We start from the raw sequence: 17,388 nt of genomic DNA on the forward strand, positions 1-17,388 counted from the left end.
AATTTCCTCCCAATTGTTGCATGCTATTATTAATTTGCCATGATTTAACGAAAATTATAATTGGAAGGTTTCACCGCACTTCAACCAAAACCTCAATTGTTAAACAATCCGCTAACATTGTTTAACAGTTTGGCCATATTATTAAACATTGATGCTCAATTATGAAACAAAGAGAGGGGAATGTTTAACAATCCCCTCTCTTTGTTTAACAATTTAAAACCTCCCCTTTTATTACAAAGGGGAGGTCACATAATTTATAGCATCACAGCACCAATTAGGCCGAAGATGAAAATCGGAATATTGAAGTGTAGGAAGGTTGGTACACATGTATCCCAAATGTGATCATGTTTACCATCTACGTTTAGTCCTGCTGTTGGACCAAGTGTACTGTCTGATGCTGGACTACCTGCGTCACCTAATGCACCAGCGGTACCAATTAAGACCGCAATTGCAAGAGGAGAGAAGCCAGCAGCTGTCGCAATCGGTACATATAAAACCGCTAAAATCGGAATCGTACCGAATGATGTTCCAATCCCCATCGTAATGAAAAGTCCGACGAGTAATAAAACTGTCGCAATAATCCAAGGGTTACCTTCTAACATGCCAGATGACGCATCAACTAATGCTTCAACTGAACCTGTTTCCTCTAATACACCTGCAAAGCCTGATGCCGCAAGCATAATAAAGGCAATCATCCCCATCATACTAATGCCTTGACTCATAACGTTTTCAATTTGACGATATGGTACAGCAACAAGTAGGAACATTAAGACAAGACCAGTTAAGGCCCCTAAAACCATTTCTTCTGTAACCCACTGCACACCCAACGCAGCGAAAATCGCAATAATTGTCATCGCATGCTTAAGTTCAAATTTGAACGGTGTATCATCATCGTCTTCTATATCACTCGGTTGTCCTTTTGGCTCAATTTGACTGTAGTCACGTTTTTTCCGATACGTAATACCAAGTGCGATGATTAAACCGAGAAGCATACCTGAACCTGGTACGATCATAGCTTGAGTAACACTACCTAAGCCAATATCAATCCCATTTTCGGCCATATTATCACGAACAATCCCCTGGAAAATAAGCCCAAATCCGAATGGCAGTGTAATATACGGCGCTTTCAAACCAAACGTTAATGCCGTTGCAACACCACGTCGGTCAATTTCCATACGATCAAATAACGCGAGTAATGGTGGAATTAAAATTGGAATAAAGGCGATGTGCACTGGCACGACGTTTTGCGATAAAGACGCAATCAAGGCAATTAAAACCATCAGAGCGACACGTTGACCAGACATCACGCTCCGCACCCCTTGGACAAGTCCTTTCGTAATTCCAGTTAACGAGATTGCAACCGCAAATCCACCAAGTAACACATAACTTAAAGCTGTATTAGCACTACCACCCATATTCGATGTAAAGATCGATACAATTTCGGTGAACGGTAATCCAGCTATCAAACCAGCTGACATGGCAGAAATGACAATCGCTAAAAGCACATTAACTTTTAATAAACTTAAAACACTCATTAATATAACAGATATTATAACTGCAATAGCCATCGTTTCGTTCTCCCTTTCTTTTATTTCATTATCACATTAACACTTTATCACAATAAAATATGCTATTTAAAAAATCAACCCCCTCTCATAAAAAATTTATGCGGGAGTTGATTATTTTATTGCTTTAGTTTGTCTTCCATTTCATTTAACAAGCTTAAATAGCGATCGACGTCCTCAACAGTCAGTTGTTCAGGATCTGCTGTTTCAATTTGATCAAGCAAGTGCTGTAACCTTGCTTTCACTGATTCTAGATGATTCTCGTCTGTCATGTTACGACTCCTTCTCAATCGCTTCAACTGTCTCTTTGACTTCAATCGTTGGAACGACAGATTGAACCATTGAGCAGTTCTTAGAAGCTGTTTCTAGACTTTTTTGTAGTTTGTCTTCGTTTAAATCACTTCCGACTACTTTAAAGTGTAAGTGAACTTTTTCGATTTTATTCACGGCATCTTCACTACGTTCTACGTCCGCTTCAATCGTCATTTCATCATATTCAACCTTCTGTTTGCCTAAAATACGTTTATAAACAAGCGCACTACAACCCGCTAATGATGATACCATGAGTTGGAACGGTCGAAAACCTTCATCTTCATCACCAGAAATTGTCATTTGTTCATAAGGTAAATCAGTCGTAATATGTTGATCCGTTACATTAAATTTCATCTTAGCACACTCCTTTTACTTGTTTGTCCGACTTTTATTTTAACACGATGTTACGATACAATAACACCATCTTGTTTTAGGGGGAGGTTCTCTCATGTCAACACGTCAACGATTTGCTGTCCTTGTTGGATTAGTTGGTATTTCTGGCTTTTCACAAGGGATGTTACTCCCACTTATTTCTGTTTTACTTGAAAGTGAAGGTGTCTCATCAACGCTTAATGGTTTACACGCAACTGCATTATATATTGGTATCTTAATTATTTCACCATTTCTAGAACCACCACTTCGCAAGTATGGCTATAAACCGATGATTTTAGCAGGTGGGGCGCTCGTCTTTTCATCGATCTTTTTCTTCACGATTTGGGAATCGATTTGGTTCTGGTTTATTTTGCGATTGCTCGTTGGTGTAGGAGATAATATTTTACACTTCGGAACACAAACATGGATTACAACGACTACTCCAGAATTTAAACGAGGTCGGTCAATTGCCATATACGGATTATCATTCGGTTTAGGATTTACAATCGGACCACTCATGACGCCTTTAGTTGAAATTAATCCAGCGCTTCCGTTTATCGCAAGTTCTCTTTTATGTGTCATCGTCTGGTCATTCATGTTCTGGGTGAAGAATGAGTTACCTGAATCTGATGGTGATGTACAAGTGACAACTACTAATACGACCAAACGTTTTCAGGATGCTATGAAATATGCCTGGATCGCTTTGTTAGCTCCGTTTACATATGGCTTTTTAGAAACGACCTTGCATAGTAATTTTCCAGTTTACGCGATGCGACTTGGTCATGACGTTTCAACCATTTCCTATATCATTCCATTTTTCGCTGCAGGGAGCATCGTTTCACAAATTCCGCTTGGTATGTTGAGCGATCGTATCGGTCGACCTATTGTATTAAAGAGCGTACTTATTGGGGGAAGCATCACCTTTATTGGAGCTACCTTTTTTGAGCAGTCCGTGGTTGGGTTGATCATAAGTTTCGCCATTGCTGGCATGTTAGTCGGCTCACTTTATTCATTAGGGGTTTCTTATATGACCGATTTACTGCCTAACACACTGTTACCTGCGGGTAATATCTTATGTGGTGTCATGTTCAGTTTTGGCAGTATTGCTGGGCCTTTATTGGGTGGTAGTTTTATCGACTACTTCCCGCAATTCAGCTTTTTCTATGTGATTGTCTTGTTTGTCAGCCTAATATTCATCTTCATGATCGCTCACACTTTTTTCGCTAAAAAATCATCAACATAAAACAAATCCCTCGGTTTCAGATAAATAAACCGAGGGATTCTTATGATTAACGGAATAAGAACCGCCGTTTATGAATATTTAAAATCGCATTAACTTCGCCACCAATTAAGATCATCATGCCTGATAAAAATAGCCAGATCATTAAAATAATCACACCAGCTAAACTCCCATAAGTAGCCGAGTAAGCAGCAAAATTAGTCACATAATAAGAAAAACCTAACGAAACTAATTGCCAACCTAACATAGCCACTATAGCACCAGGCAGTGCATGTCTGATTTTAACCCTTACATTAGGAGCTAGCATATATAACAACGTTAAGACGAAAATCATCATGAGTGCCGATACAACCCAGCGAAAAGCTTCCCATGTGGCTAAAAATGCCTCCGAAGCACCTAAGAAAGAGAAAATATATTCCCCAATTAACCGGCCAAAAATCGGCAATGCTAAAGCAACTGCAATAGCTAAAACGAGTAAGATTGTTAATACGATTGATAATCCTCGCGCTACGAAAAAAGAACGTTCCTCTTCTATTTCATATGCTCGATTGAACGCGCGCATTAAGCCATTAACTCCAATTGAAGCAGACCAAATCGTACCGATGATACCGAGCGATAATAAGCCGCCGTTTTGGTCTTCCATTAATTGATTAATATTGCTATTCACTAGTGACATCGTATCTCCTGGAAGGTATGAATCGACTAAATCGAACACTTGCTGTTCATTAATGGGCAAAAACCCTAGTAACGTTAATAAGAAAATTAAAAACGGTAATAAAGACAGTAGAAAGAAATAAGCTAGGCTTGCTGCTAACGTTGGAATCTCATCATCTTGAAAATGTCGAAACAACTCTTTCCAAAACGTCTTCTCAAAAACCACCCACGTCACCTACTGTTCGTTTTTGTCTTCAATTCGCTCGTCAATCTTTTGTTCAACTTGATCTAATTGTTGAACGAATTTATCCATATTGACCATAATATTATTCAACTTCATACGTAATTGTCTAACGGAGTCAGAAGGATGCTGATAAACTTGTTTCATTTTACCTGTTGCTTGCTTCGAACGATCTAAGACGTGCTGACGTTCATCTTTTTGAATTAAACTTAATAAAAATCCTGTTAGTGCTCCAATTACAATCCCTTTTTGCCATAATCGCATATTAATAACCTCCTAGAATTTTAAAGATCTTTTTCTGCTAGTATATCATCTAATAAATGCTTGCAGGACCTTGAAACTAAATCATACGTATAATCGAACCCACCTTCAAAATAAGGATCAGGGACATCCTGAATACCTTCTTCTGGTAAGTAATCTAGTAATTTCTTGATGGTTGGCTTGCTTGATCCATTATGTCTTAATTTGACATTATTTAAGTTACTTTCGTCCATCACAATCATGTAGTCAAAATGAACATAATCATTTTCATTCAGTTGTCTTCCCGTTAAGCCATTGGCATTGATGCCATGTAGCTTTAGTTGTTCCAACGTATCCTTATGTGGTGGTTCACCAATATGATAATCACTAGTACCAGCTGAATCAACGACGAAATGTTCATCTAACCCCTTTTGACTTACTAAATTCGCAAAAACGGCTTCAGCCATTGGCGACCGACAAATATTACCTAAACAAATAAATAATACCTTAATCAAAGCTTCATCACCTACAATATCTTATTGTCTTATATTCTAATATAATAACCTTTTATCGTATACCTTAAACCTTTTCCTCACTCCATTCATGAAAATTATAGATCGACTTAAGTTGATATTAGAATACTATGATAGAATGATACTAAATCATTGAATGAGGTGACCCTATGAATCGTGCATTTATCGAACAACATAATTTAATGATTTTCGACCTTGATGGCACACTTTACGAAGGGCGAGAACATTTTCGACTACATACCAATAATCTTAAAGCTTACTTAAACACAACAGAACAACAACAATTTGAAACCATTTATGAACAAGTGTTAAATGGTCATCATCCTTTACAAATCGGGAAAGTCTATGACGGAAAACGTGACTTAATCTGGACATGGGACCCGTTTACCGCCGAATTAACCGAGGCGAAAGACTGGAATGGAAATCAAGTTACTGTAAACGATGCACCGGAATATATTCCAGCTAAAGAGTTCGACTTTTTCAATTGGGTACCAATTGGTGACGGCTGGTGGCCACCTTACGCCATTGCACGCCATTTCGGGCTGTCTCCTGACACAATCCAAGATTCTTATAACAAGACTAAGAAACAAATGTCTGAGCTTGATGGATTCCTACAACAAACACCAGGATTAAAAGATTATCTAGCTTCCATTGTGAATGATTATACCTTGATCGTTTGTACGAACAGTGATGAAGTTGACGCTCAACGATTATTAGAGTTTCTTGAACTTGAAGAATATTTTACAGAATTAATTCCGAGCGCTAAAAAACCAGTTTACAGCAAAGCAATCTTTGAAGATGTATTACATCGCTATCAAGTTGCACCGGAGAAAGCTATTTCAATTGGCGATAATTTCATGAACGAAATCGCCCCAGCTCTTCAATTAGGAATGTCAGCATTATGGCTAACAGACACGCAAGTTAAGCCAGTTGATGATCATCGACTAAAACTAATTGAATCATTGAGCAACCTTTAATTAAGCGGATTCTTCAACCCATTCTCTTAAAAATACTGGTAGAAGATTATATTCAAAAATATCGTCTGGATAATCAATGACGCCGTCGTACTCTGTCGCAATGTCCTGAGCTAGTTCATTTAAATTGCCCATATAATCTTGGTAAAGAAATTCGAAGCTTACCGTTTCTTCTGGCACAAGATTGTGTTCGCAAATTTTCGGATCCATATAATTTACATACGTACGGCACGGAAGCGGTCGCGATTCATACGCTAAGCATGTGTTTGTATCCGTGTCTAATAGCGGGCATGGTAACCATTGTTTACGGTAATCAAATTTAAACTGTTCATCGTCGAAATCCAGTGATTCCACATGTGCTAATTTGTCTTGATACGTGTCAAAATACTGCTTTAAATGTGCTTTAATATGATCTCGACGTTCAGGTTCCATTTGGTCGATTGCTGTTTTTAGTAAATCCGCTTCTAGTCGCGTGACGATTATCGGAAAATAGCAGCAAAACGCACACCCCATAAAACAAGTCGGTGACATTCCCATATGGTCGTCCATTTGATCCATTTGCTTTGATACTTCAGCAAATAATTTATGGTAACCAGCAACAAGTTGATCTTTTGGCTGATTATAAGTCTTGGCTTCTTCTTGCTTCGCTTCAAACTCTCCCTCATCTAATTCGTAGGATTGAAGCGTTTCGAGACGGGTTTGCACGTCTTTAAGTGAGCGATGTGACATAACATTAACCTTTCTAAACTTTATTATTTTCATCGACGTGAATTCGTGTTATAGTTTATTTTGGTGTTTGATTTGTTTTCATTATAACGAATCAAACGACACAATACCTAATAAATTCTACGGTTAACTCTTTTGTCTGTAAAGATTTGATGGTAGAATTATCTCTGCATACTTTTAACGTGAAGAAGGAGGGCTTGATCATGTACGTAGGCACAAAAGGTTGGTACGTATCTGAGCTTAAGAAATTAGGCATTAGCAATTATGAAGGTCGTAAAGTAGAGAAATATGACGCATCTACACTTGCAAACGTGTTACAAAGTAAGCAAAAGTAAAATGTTACAGAGGTCAGAGCCTCTGTAATTTTTTTGTCAAAATTTCTTAAACGCACAGGTTCATAAATCATGATACACTTACGAAATGTATAGATAGATTAAAAATAGAGATGGAGGCATCATCATGTTTGCAAACGCAGAAATAGGAATCGACTTAGGGACTGCAAACCTGTTAATATATAGTAAAAGCAAAGGCGTCGTCTTTAATGAACCATCTGTTGTTGCCGTTGATTCACAAACTGGTAACGTTTTAGCCGTTGGACATGAAGCGAAAGATATGATTGGTAAAACACCTGCCAATATTACATCAATTCGCCCTTTAAAAGATGGTGTGATTGCGGATTATGAAGTAACATCCCAAATGTTGAGTGAAATGTTGAAAAAAGTTAGTAAACAACTAGGCATGTCGATGCGTAAACCGAATGTCATTGTTTGTGCACCAACTGGTTCAACATCCGTTGAACGTCGTGCCATTGAAAATGCAATTAAAGAATACGGAGCGAAACAAGTCCATATCATTGAAGAACCACTTGCGGCGGCTATTGGAGCTGGATTGCCGGTAGACGAGCCACTTTCAAGCGTTGTCGTTGATATTGGCGGTGGCACGAGTGAGGTTGCCATTATTTCCTTTGGTGGTGTAGTATCTGCCCAGTCAATCCGTGTGGGTGGCGACCATATTGATTCAGCCATCATCCAATATGTACGAAAACAATATAACGTGCTGATAGGTGAACGAACCGCTGAAACAATAAAAATGGAAATCGGATATGCACTCGTTGAACATGAGCCTGTTATTATTGAGGTTCGTGGACGTGATTTAGTCGCAGGACTACCTAAGACAGTGACATTGGATTCCCATGAAATTCAATCAGCTATTCGTGAACCACTCGAAAATATTTTACAAGCCATTAAAGCAACACTCGAGAATTGTCCACCTGAATTAAGTGGTGATATTGTTGACCAAGGTATTACCGTAACTGGCGGTGGTGCTCTGTTAAACGGTATGTCTGAGTGGTTATCAAGCGAAGTTGATGTCCCTGTTCATATCGCTGAAAACCCACTTGAATGTGTCGCAGTTGGAACAGGTAAATCGCTGCAAATGATTCACAAATTACAAAAAGCAAATAGATAAACGCTGTACAATCCCTACAAAATAATTTTGTGGGGATTTATTTATCTAATCAATAGCTTTAACGTTTGAAATGACTTATTTTATATTTTATACGTCATAAACTTCACCTCTTTCTCTCTTATCAAAGGTTCATAAGTTGCTTAAATACACATGAATACCCGTACAGATGTTTACACTATAAGAGCTTCCTCATATCCACAGCACATCTCACGATAAAATGTCACATTTATGATAAAATTATATTAGTAGTCAAAGGGGGTAGGCGATGTTCTTACAATCTTTTGGTAATGACGGCATTATTTTCCTCGCCGCATTATTGCTTCTTAGTGGTATTATTGCTGCTAAATTCTCTAGCCGTTTAGGCCTCCCGTCACTCGTTCTCTTTATTGCTGTTGGAATGCTTATTGGTAGTGATGGTTTGGGTATTATTTATTTCGATGATGTAGAAATGGCACAACTCATCGGTATTCTTGCACTTATTATCATTTTATTTGAAGGTGGTCTACAAACGAAGTGGGCTACAGTCCGCTCAGTAGCATTTTCATCCATTTCCCTTGCCACATTAGGTGTACTTGCGACAGCGATGCTAACAGGGGTATCTGTTTACTTTGTACTCGACGTTTCTTGGCTTGAGGCCTTTCTATTCGGGGCAATCGTAGGCTCAACAGATGCTGCTGCCGTATTTGCGACATTAAAAGAACGAAATATTAAGGCTAAAATGGGTGCGACACTCGAGGCAGAGTCAGGTACAAACGACCCAATGGCGATTTTCTTAACCCTCATGTTCATTGAATTAATTACCAATGAAAGCACAAGCCTATGGTTAATGATCCCCTCTTTCTTTTGGCAAATGGGAATAGGGCTCGCTTTAGGTCTTGTGTTTGGTAAATTAGGTTCATTAGCTATTAATCGAATCAATTTAGAATCTGGAGGCTTATATCCAGTCTTAGCGATTGCATTTGCATTAATAACCTATAGTACTGCTTCAGTCATTGATTCAAGCGGTTTTCTTGCTGTTTACGTCGCAGCACTTGTGATTGGTAACTCTGAACTGACTTATCGCTATTCTATTTTTCAATTTAATGAAGGAATTGCCTGGACCGCTCAAATCATGATGTTTATCATCTTGGGACTTTTATCTTTTCCAGAACAAGTCTTTCACCCAAGTAATATTTTCGCAGGTCTAGCTATCTCATTCGTGCTTATTTTTATCGCAAGACCTATTGCTGTGTTCATTTCAACAGTCTGGCTCAATTACAAGTTCCGTGAAAGGCTATTCCTATCGTGGGCAGGTTTACGCGGGGCTGTACCGATTGTTTTAGCGACATTCCCGATTGTGGCTGGAATTAATGGAGCAGATGAATTTTTTAATATCATATTCTTCGTTGTTTTAACATCTGCGTTAGTACAAGGGTCTACCATATCTTACGTAGCAGAAAAACTTGGCTTGATGGGACCTAAAAAGGACACACCACACCATTCAATCGAGCTAGTATCGATTGCTAAGGCAAACGCTGATATGGTCCAATTCCAAACAAACCGTGATAATGCCATCGTGGGTTATAAATTACATGAGATTGATTTTCCCCAAAAGGCTTCAATTGCAGCTATTGTAAGAGGCGATGATCTCGTCACACCATATGGTGATACTGAGATTAAAGCAGGTGACTTTTTATACATCCTCGTATCCAAACGAGAACATGGCGACCTAATGAAGTTACTTAATCAAAAAATAAGTAACCCTCAAAAAAGTAAACGTAAAACAAAAAAATAAGCAAGCGACACTAATTAGTGTCGCTTGCTTATTTTTTATAGGGAGATATTTACGAGCTCTAATAATAATATAACACGCATTAATCATGATTGTGGTTACACAAAAATTAATTGTATATGACAAATGTTACAATTCACAAAATAATTAAAATAGTAACGATGAATCCTAGCACGATCACGAATAAACCAATATAAATTTTAATTAAATTAGGGATATTCTTCCTTAATGATTCTGTTTCATATTGTTGGGATTGTTGAATCTCATCTTCAGCCGTCATCCCTCGTTGTTCACGACTCTCTATTTCTCGATTTTGCTGCTTCGCCACTTGAAGCGTCATGACTAAGGCAATGACGAATAACACAGCTAACAATAACAACGTAATCCAAAGCATTCTCCATTTCCCCTTTCTTGTTGCCATTATAGCATTAAAAAAGAAAAGACGGTTTAAACCGTCTCTAATTAGTCTACCGTCATTAATTGATACGTATCTTTCCCAAGTGCTTTCGCTCCATATAACGCGTTATCAGCCATTTTGATTAAATCTTCATCAGTAATTTGATCATGATTTGGAAAAACAATCCCTATACTTGTTGTTAAATTGATAATCTTATGATCTATATACCAATCCTCTTCCAGTGTAACTTGAATCCGTCTAACAACCTGTATGACATCATCTTCTGAGTGAAGCCCTGTAAGTAATGCTATAAATTCGTCTCCACCCATTCGGGCTACTAAATCACCATCTCGTAAATTGGACTCAATCCGCCTGCCAAACTCCTTAATCACTTCATCACCAAAATCGTGTCCATGTGTATCATTGATAGGTTTAAAATCGTCAATATCAAACATGAGAACAGCAAATTGTTCCCCGCGACGGTCTTCATTTAAGTAATCAAGTATTTTCTGTTTAAATTTACGACGGTTAGGCAAATTAGTCAACGGATCATGATAAGCAAATGATTTCAATTCGTCTTCATAGGCTTTACGTTCGGAAATATTTCGGGTGACTACGACCATTTGATAAAAATGACCATATTCATCAAATATCGGCTTAGCCTGTAACTCGAACCACAACCATTCTCCGTTTATATGTTGCTGACGGAAATCCATCGCAATTGGTTGAGCCGTTCGTTTAGCATGATCAAAGGCGTTTAGAATACGACTACCGTCTTCTTCATGCAATTTATGCAAAAGAGATTCTCCAATAAATTGATCTTCAGAATAACCTAAAATGGTTCTGTACGATGGGGATGCATATTGAATAATGCCATAATCGTCTACAAGCGTAATTAAATCATGAGAACTTTCAGCAATTAATTGGAAACGTTCTTGATTCTTCATTAGAGTCCGCTCGGCATGTCTTTGTTCTGTGATATCTTTTAGGATCACATAAACTCCAACAACTTCTTCTTCCACAATAATTGGTGTCATTTTAATATCTAAATCTAGTTGATAGCCATTAAAATTCGTGTTTAACTCAAAAGATTGAGCCTGTTTCTCTAACACTCTTTCGAACGCCGCAAATCCATATTTACGTTGTTCTTCGTCCGTAATAATAGTTGATGGCTTCCCTAATAATTCCCCTCTATGATAACCCGTCAATTGTTCAAAGGCTTGATTCATTTCTAACATCGTACCTTGTAGATCTATTGAAACAATCGCATCACTATTATCAGCGAACAATGATTTATAGCGTTGTTCACTTAATTGAATATGACGTTTGGACTGTTCCTTCGCTAACTCAGCATGACGATAATCCGTAATATCACGCACAGAAGCAAGAATGTGAGTACACTGACCATCTTCATTCACTAATGGCATTAATGTTGTTTCGCTAATTAATTCATTGTCACTAGTCGAATGGAAGTAATCCTCATATACTACTTTTTCATTCATTTCCACTGCTTTTACATACTCAGGGTACATTTTATAATAATGCTCTTCAGATAGAACTTCTTGCAATTCTTTACCTATATCTTTGTCAGTAATGCCTGTTTTCTCTTTAGCTAGATCATTAACCATTTCGTAATAGAATAGGTTATGACCCTCCACACGCATCAAGAATATTAAATTGTCGAAGCCACTTTGAACCACTTGATTTAAGAGCTGTTTATCTAGCATATAAATCCTCCAACAAACTAAACAATAGCTAGCCATAACAAACCAGACTACATTCTAATAGTTATTACTACCTATTGTAAAATAAAATCTATGTATTCGCTACCATTTGGAGTGTATAAGTAGTTTAAAAGTTTTTGACATCTTTCGATAAATTTCACAAACAAGTATATATTGACACATTTTCGACAACCTTAATGAGTATATAGAATTACACTCGTGAAAGGATTGACTTTATGAACGCACAGAATCATGAACCCATATGGAATCAAACTCGTAGCTTAAAACAATACCCTCCCCTCTCTCAAGATGAATCAACAGAAGTCGCTATTGTTGGCGGAGGCATCACGGGTATTACGGCCGCTTATTTACTCCAAAAAGCAGGTAAGCAAGTCACCCTCGTAGATCAAGGACGTCTTTTAAACGGGACAACACTACATACCACAGCCAAAATCACCGCACAGCATGGTTTAATATATGATCAATTGATCAACAGCTACAATTACCAAACATCAAGACATTATTACGAAGCTAACCTCGAAGCCATGCAGCTTATTCAGTCACTTATTCAAGATGAACAAATTAATTGTGACTTACAACAACACGATGCCTATCTCTACACTGAATCAACAGAAGGAGTCGCCAAAATTGAAAAGGAATTCGAGGCTTATGACCGACTTAACATCAATAGTCAATTAGCGGATAGTATTCCATTTAATTTAGAAATTGAGAAGGCTTTAATAATGAAAGATCAGTGGCAATTCAATCCGACTGCTTACTTAAGTTATTTAATACAACGGTTGGATCAAGGGAGTACTAAATTATACGAGCATACAGCAGGTCGGACGATCGAAGAAAAATCTGTGATTATGGAGGACAATACGCAATTAACAGCCGATCGAATTCTCATTTGTACGCACTTCCCTTATTATACCGAAAACAAGTTGTTCTCAACTCGGCTTCATGCTGAGAAATCATACGTGATCGCTTTTCCAACAGCAGATCCTTACCCAGGTGGTATGTATTTAAATATCGATTCACCTAAACGTTCAATTAGAGAAACCACAATCAATGACCAGTCATACATCTTGTTTGGTGGTGAGGGTCATAAGGTAGGACAAGGAGAGGATATGTCAACGCATTATGAGGCGTTAAAACGGGATGCTAAAGCCATTTTTTCCAAACAACCCATTGATTATCAATGGTCGACTCAAGACCTTGTTACCGTGGATAAAATTCCTTATATCGGTCCAGTTTCAAAAGAACAACCTCATATATTATTAGCGACTGGTTACCGGAAATGGGGCATGACTAATGGTACAGCAGCTGCTAAGATGATGACTGATGATGTATTAAACAAACCAGACCCTAAACAAAATATCTTTTCACCTTCCAGATCCAGTGTGACTAAAGGGTTAACATCGTTCATTAAAGAAAACACAGATGTAACGAAACACTTGCTCAAAGATAAATTAAGTCATCCTAAAGGGGATTTAGAGTCATTAAATCCTGGTCAGGCAACGACCATGTTATTGCACGGCCAACGTAAAGGGGTTTATAAAGCCGATTCTGATCAACTTTATATAGTCGATACTACTTGCACGCATGCAGGATGCGAAGTGAATTGGAATAGTGCCGAAAATACTTGGGATTGCCCTTGTCATGGTTCACGTTTCACATGTAAAGGTGAAGTGATTGAAGGCCCGGCCAAAGAAAACTTACACCATGAACAATTCTCAATAATTGATTTATTGAAGTTGAATGCATCTCAAGATCCTAAATAGTATCAAATAACTTTTAAAGATACATTTGCTATAGTCCAGTGTTAAACCTTTCAAATTTAATACTAAACTTTATCAGAGATTTAGTTAATATAGGGATGGAAAACTATAAATTCTTATAATTTCCAAATGAAATATTAAAAATTTATCCTAAATAATTGAAACCAAACCGTCCAGATAGTATAGTATTGAAAGGGATAAAGCTATTTACCAAAAAGGGATGATGCTATGGGGAAAAACTCTAGAAAGATTGAAATTTTGAACGCGGCATCGCGGATTGTTGATGACAAAGGGATTTTTAACTTAACACTTGAATCCGTAGCAAAAGAAGCAGGCATTAGTAAAGGCGGCCTTCTTTATCACTACCCTTCAAAAGAAGCCTTAGTTCAAGGGATGGTGGATCACTTAGCTAATAACTACCGCACCAAAATAGCCCAAAACGTCGAAGATGATCCGCTCGATAAAGGCAAATGGACTCGCGCTTTCTTAAATGTCACTTTTAATCAAGGCTATCCGAATAAAGAAATGCATTCTGGTCTACTAGCAGCAAAAGCTGTAAAACCCGAATTATTAGAACCTCTTCATGATGCCTATGAAGAATGGCAAACCAACATTGAGAATGACGGATTAGACCCAATTGATGCTACAATTATTCGTTTAGCCACTGATGGCATTTGGTTATCAGAACTATTCGAAACTTATCAAATCGACCCAGAACAGAAGAAAGAAGTTTATAAAAGACTTCATAAGTGGATCCAAGACATGTATATTTCATCCGAACACCATTCATAATTCACGTTCAATTTAACCGACCACTGCTAATTAGCAGTGGTTTTTTTATATTTTCCTCCCCCCTTCCAAACCCCTTGCAGATCAACACTTCACTCGACTTCACTATCGACAATATTCTCAAAAATTCAACATTAGCTGTTGATTAAAAACCGTCCAGATGGTAAAGTACAAAACAGAGTTTCATACCGTCCGGGCGGTAAAGTAAATAAGTCGTACGTACAGAACAATATATAAGAGGAGGATTCAATTGGCACAAAAAGTAATGTTAACTTCCGCTGTCACAGGTGCTGGCGATACAACTGGGAAAAATCCGAACGTCCCTGTAACACCTAAAGAAATAGCAGAATCTGCGATTGAATCAGCAAAAGCTGGTGCAACAGTTGCACACGTTCACGCTCGTGATCCTGAAACTGGCGGCATAAGCCATAATATTGATCATTATCGTGAAATTGTCGATCGCATTCGCGAATCAGAGACTGATGTTTTGATTAATATCACTTCTGGCGGTGGCGGGGATTTTATTCCAAATTTAGATACACCAGCTGCTGGTGGTGATGGCACTGATATCCAAACACCAAAGGAACGCCATGAACCAGTTGGTGAATTATTACCTGAAATGTGCACGCTTGATTGTGGAAGTACAAACTTCGGCAACATGATTTATATGAGTCCAACTGATTGGCTAAGAGAACAAGCCCAGCTTGTTAAAGATAGTGGCGTCAAACCTGAATTAGAATGTTTTGATACTGGGCATATCCGTTTTGCAAATCAACTCGTTCAAGAAGGACTAATTGACGGTGATCCAATGTATCAATTCTGTTTAGGCATTCCTTGGGGTGCTGCATCAGATGTTGAAACAATCAGCTATATGAAAAGTCGTATTCCAGAAAACGCTGATTGGTCAGCATTTGGCATTGGACGAATGCAGTTACCAATGGTGACTCAAGCTGCTCTACTAGGTGGAAATGTTCGTGTTGGATTAGAAGACAATATCTTCTTGAAAAAAGGTGTTTTAGCAACTAATGAACAACTCGTCGATCAAGCTGTCCAACAACTTCAAACAAACAATATTGAAATCATGACACCACAAGAAGCACGTGAAAAATACAACCTAAGACAACCATAGGGAGGCAAGTCATATGTCGAACGAACAAACATCTAGAAAAGTCGCAATCATCGGAACTGGTGTCATCGGTAATGGCTGGATCACTCGATTTCTCGCTAATGGATTCGATGTCGTGGCATTTGATCCTGCAGATGGTGCGGAAAATCGCGCTCGACAATCAATAAATAATGCTTGGGAATCCGTTGAACAACTCGGCCTCCATGAAGATGCCAGTCGAGATCGCTTAACATTTGTTTCTTCCTTAGAAGAAGCTGTACTTGATGCGGATTTAATTCAAGAAAATGTACCTGAACGAACAGAACTAAAGCAACATGTTTTGGCAGAAATAGACCAATTCGCAAAATCAACTGCCATAATCGGTTCAAGCACTTCAGGTATAAAACCAACTGAACTACAAGAAAAGATGAAATACCCTGAACGATTTGTTGTTGCTCATCCATTTAACCCTGTTTACCTATTACCACTTGTTGAAATTGTTGGCGGTGAAGAAACAGCAAAAGAATTCGAGCAACAAGCTTATACATTCTATGAGTCAGCTAGCATGAAACCAATGATTATAAAAAAAGAAATTGAAGGATTTGTAGCTGATCGTCTAATGGAAGCTTTATGGCGAGAAGCATTACATTTAGTTAATGACGGCATTGCTACAACTGAGGAAGTGGACAAAGCGATCACATACGGTGCAGGGCTTCGCTGGGCGCAAATGGGCCCATTCATGACCTTCCATTTAGCGGGTGGTCAAGAAGGCATGCGCCATATGCTTGAACAGTTTGGTCCTGCCCTAAAACTACCTTGGACTAAATTAGAAGCACCTGAATTGACCGAAGAACTTCAAGAACGAGTCATTGCAGGTTGTGAAACGCACGCTGGTGATCGTTCCGTAGCTGAATTAGAACGACAACGCAATGAATTTCTCGTTAAACTCATTGATTTAGTAGAAGATTATTGGCCTTAAGCGAGGTGAAATCATGCAACCATTCAAGTACCAAGATCATGTTCATTCAGAATGGGTCGATTACAACAGTCATATGAATGATGCCGAATATGCTCGAATGTTCAGTCATGCTGTGGATGCATTCATGGACTATATCGGACTAAACAAAGAAGTTATTGAACAGGAAGCTTATACCATTTTCACACTCGAAACCCATCTTTGCTACTTAAAAGAAGCACACGAAAATGAACCACTAATCGTAGAAGTGCAATTAATGGATTATGACTCTAAACGATTACATGTGTTATTTTCCATGACTAATGAACAAAATGAACTGATTGCAACAAGTGAACAAATGCTGATGGGAATCGATCAAACAACCGGCAAACCAGCACCGTTTATCGAACCAGTCCAAGCCAATATTCAATCCATTTGGCGTGAACATGAACATTTAGACAAACCGAAACAAGCCGGAAGAATGATTGGGATTAAACGTCAACAATAATCCCTCCTCTTCCCTTTCGATAAAGGAGAATGTT

The 17,388-nt window shown here is 38.3% G+C and carries 19 protein-coding genes; 10 read left to right on the forward strand and 9 right to left on the reverse strand.

Going from position 1 to position 17,388, the window contains the following annotated elements; translation table 11 throughout:
• Positions 1 to 254 precede the first annotated feature (254 nt).
• From FHR85_RS04740 to FHR85_RS04750, 3 genes are all read right to left on the reverse strand, one after another.
• A complete protein-coding gene (locus FHR85_RS04740) occupies positions 255 to 1,568 on the reverse strand; it encodes a Na+/H+ antiporter family protein (RefSeq protein ID WP_167261644.1) in 1,314 nt (437 codons plus the stop codon).
• Positions 1,569 to 1,684: 116 nt separating this feature from the next.
• The gene (locus tag FHR85_RS04745) at positions 1,685 to 1,837 is read right to left on the reverse strand and encodes an SE1561 family protein (protein ID WP_167261646.1); all 153 of its coding nucleotides are present in this window, start codon (positions 1,835 to 1,837) and stop codon (positions 1,685 to 1,687) included.
• Position 1,838: 1 nt separating this feature from the next.
• Entirely contained in the window at positions 1,839 to 2,231 is a 393-nt protein-coding gene (locus FHR85_RS04750) for an OsmC family protein (RefSeq protein WP_167261648.1), read from the reverse strand.
• Positions 2,232 to 2,325: 94 nt separating this feature from the next.
• Between FHR85_RS04750 and FHR85_RS04755 the strand changes: the two genes are divergently transcribed.
• Positions 2,326 to 3,492 (forward strand): MFS transporter, encoded by a 1,167-nt coding sequence (locus FHR85_RS04755; RefSeq protein WP_167261650.1) that lies wholly within the window; start codon positions 2,326 to 2,328, stop codon positions 3,490 to 3,492.
• 46 nt (positions 3,493 to 3,538) lie between these two features.
• Here the strand turns inward: FHR85_RS04755 and FHR85_RS04760 are convergent, their stop codons facing one another.
• The 3 genes from FHR85_RS04760 to FHR85_RS04770 are packed head-to-tail and all read right to left on the reverse strand — an operon-like array spanning position 3,539 to position 5,139.
• The gene (locus FHR85_RS04760) at positions 3,539 to 4,369 is read right to left on the reverse strand and encodes a YhjD/YihY/BrkB family envelope integrity protein (RefSeq protein ID WP_167261652.1); all 831 of its coding nucleotides are present in this window, start codon (positions 4,367 to 4,369) and stop codon (positions 3,539 to 3,541) included.
• Positions 4,370 to 4,378: 9 nt separating this feature from the next.
• On the reverse strand, positions 4,379 to 4,648 hold the full coding sequence (locus FHR85_RS04765) for a hypothetical protein (protein WP_167261654.1): 270 nt from the start codon (positions 4,646 to 4,648) through the stop codon (positions 4,379 to 4,381).
• A gap of 20 nt (positions 4,649 to 4,668) precedes the next feature.
• On the reverse strand, positions 4,669 to 5,139 hold the full coding sequence (locus FHR85_RS04770) for a low molecular weight protein-tyrosine-phosphatase (protein WP_167261656.1): 471 nt from the start codon (positions 5,137 to 5,139) through the stop codon (positions 4,669 to 4,671).
• A 167-nt stretch (positions 5,140 to 5,306) separates the two neighbouring features.
• On the opposite strand from FHR85_RS04770, the gene FHR85_RS04775 reads away from it, so the two are divergent.
• Positions 5,307 to 6,134 (forward strand): HAD family hydrolase, encoded by an 828-nt coding sequence (locus tag FHR85_RS04775; RefSeq protein ID WP_167261658.1) that lies wholly within the window; start codon positions 5,307 to 5,309, stop codon positions 6,132 to 6,134.
• Here the strand turns inward: FHR85_RS04775 and FHR85_RS04780 are convergent, their stop codons facing one another.
• Positions 6,135 to 6,860, reverse strand: a complete 726-nt coding sequence (locus tag FHR85_RS04780) for a YkgJ family cysteine cluster protein (protein ID WP_167261660.1) — start codon at positions 6,858 to 6,860, stop codon at positions 6,135 to 6,137.
• A 200-nt stretch (positions 6,861 to 7,060) separates the two neighbouring features.
• Between FHR85_RS04780 and FHR85_RS04785 the strand changes: the two genes are divergently transcribed.
• The 3 genes from FHR85_RS04785 (at position 7,061) to FHR85_RS04795 (ending at position 10,098) form a co-directional block, all read left to right on the forward strand.
• The gene (locus tag FHR85_RS04785) at positions 7,061 to 7,192 is read left to right on the forward strand and encodes a DUF2639 domain-containing protein (protein ID WP_167261662.1); all 132 of its coding nucleotides are present in this window, start codon (positions 7,061 to 7,063) and stop codon (positions 7,190 to 7,192) included.
• Between the two features lie 124 nt (positions 7,193 to 7,316).
• Positions 7,317 to 8,324, forward strand: coding sequence for a rod-share determining protein MreBH (gene mreBH / locus FHR85_RS04790; protein WP_167261664.1), 1,008 nt, complete (start codon positions 7,317 to 7,319; stop codon positions 8,322 to 8,324).
• Between the two features lie 265 nt (positions 8,325 to 8,589).
• Complete coding sequence (locus FHR85_RS04795) at positions 8,590 to 10,098, forward strand: potassium/proton antiporter (protein WP_167261666.1); 1,509 nt, start codon at positions 8,590 to 8,592, stop codon at positions 10,096 to 10,098.
• A gap of 133 nt (positions 10,099 to 10,231) precedes the next feature.
• Here FHR85_RS04795 and FHR85_RS04800 read toward each other — a convergent pair whose 3' ends face one another.
• Both FHR85_RS04800 and FHR85_RS04805 read right to left on the reverse strand, forming a co-directional pair.
• Positions 10,232 to 10,489 (reverse strand): hypothetical protein, encoded by a 258-nt coding sequence (locus FHR85_RS04800; RefSeq protein WP_167261668.1) that lies wholly within the window; start codon positions 10,487 to 10,489, stop codon positions 10,232 to 10,234.
• 68 nt (positions 10,490 to 10,557) lie between these two features.
• Positions 10,558 to 12,219, reverse strand: a complete 1,662-nt coding sequence (locus tag FHR85_RS04805) for a sensor domain-containing protein (RefSeq protein ID WP_167261670.1) — start codon at positions 12,217 to 12,219, stop codon at positions 10,558 to 10,560.
• A gap of 233 nt (positions 12,220 to 12,452) precedes the next feature.
• On the opposite strand from FHR85_RS04805, the gene FHR85_RS04810 reads away from it, so the two are divergent.
• The 5 genes from FHR85_RS04810 to FHR85_RS04830 all read left to right on the forward strand — a co-directional run bounded on the left by FHR85_RS04810 (position 12,453) and on the right by FHR85_RS04830 (position 17,354).
• Positions 12,453 to 14,000 (forward strand): FAD-dependent oxidoreductase, encoded by a 1,548-nt coding sequence (locus FHR85_RS04810; RefSeq protein WP_167261671.1) that lies wholly within the window; start codon positions 12,453 to 12,455, stop codon positions 13,998 to 14,000.
• A 225-nt stretch (positions 14,001 to 14,225) separates the two neighbouring features.
• Entirely contained in the window at positions 14,226 to 14,789 is a 564-nt protein-coding gene (locus FHR85_RS04815; RefSeq protein WP_167261673.1) for a TetR/AcrR family transcriptional regulator, read from the forward strand.
• A gap of 247 nt (positions 14,790 to 15,036) precedes the next feature.
• Positions 15,037 to 15,915: a beta-keto acid cleavage family enzyme gene (locus FHR85_RS04820; protein WP_167261675.1), complete on the forward strand. Its 879-nt coding sequence runs from the start codon at positions 15,037 to 15,039 to the stop codon at positions 15,913 to 15,915.
• A 13-nt stretch (positions 15,916 to 15,928) separates the two neighbouring features.
• Positions 15,929 to 16,870 carry an L-carnitine dehydrogenase gene (locus FHR85_RS04825; protein ID WP_167261677.1) on the forward strand — a complete coding sequence of 314 codons (942 nt, stop codon included), beginning with the start codon at positions 15,929 to 15,931 and terminating at the stop codon, positions 16,868 to 16,870.
• A gap of 13 nt (positions 16,871 to 16,883) precedes the next feature.
• On the forward strand, positions 16,884 to 17,354 hold the full coding sequence (locus FHR85_RS04830; RefSeq protein WP_167261679.1) for a thioesterase family protein: 471 nt from the start codon (positions 16,884 to 16,886) through the stop codon (positions 17,352 to 17,354).
• Positions 17,355 to 17,388 lie beyond the last annotated feature (34 nt).

It is taken from the genome of Alkalibacillus almallahensis (assembly GCF_011761495.1).
Lineage (GTDB): Bacteria > Bacillota > Bacilli > Bacillales > Alkalibacillaceae > Alkalibacillus > Alkalibacillus almallahensis.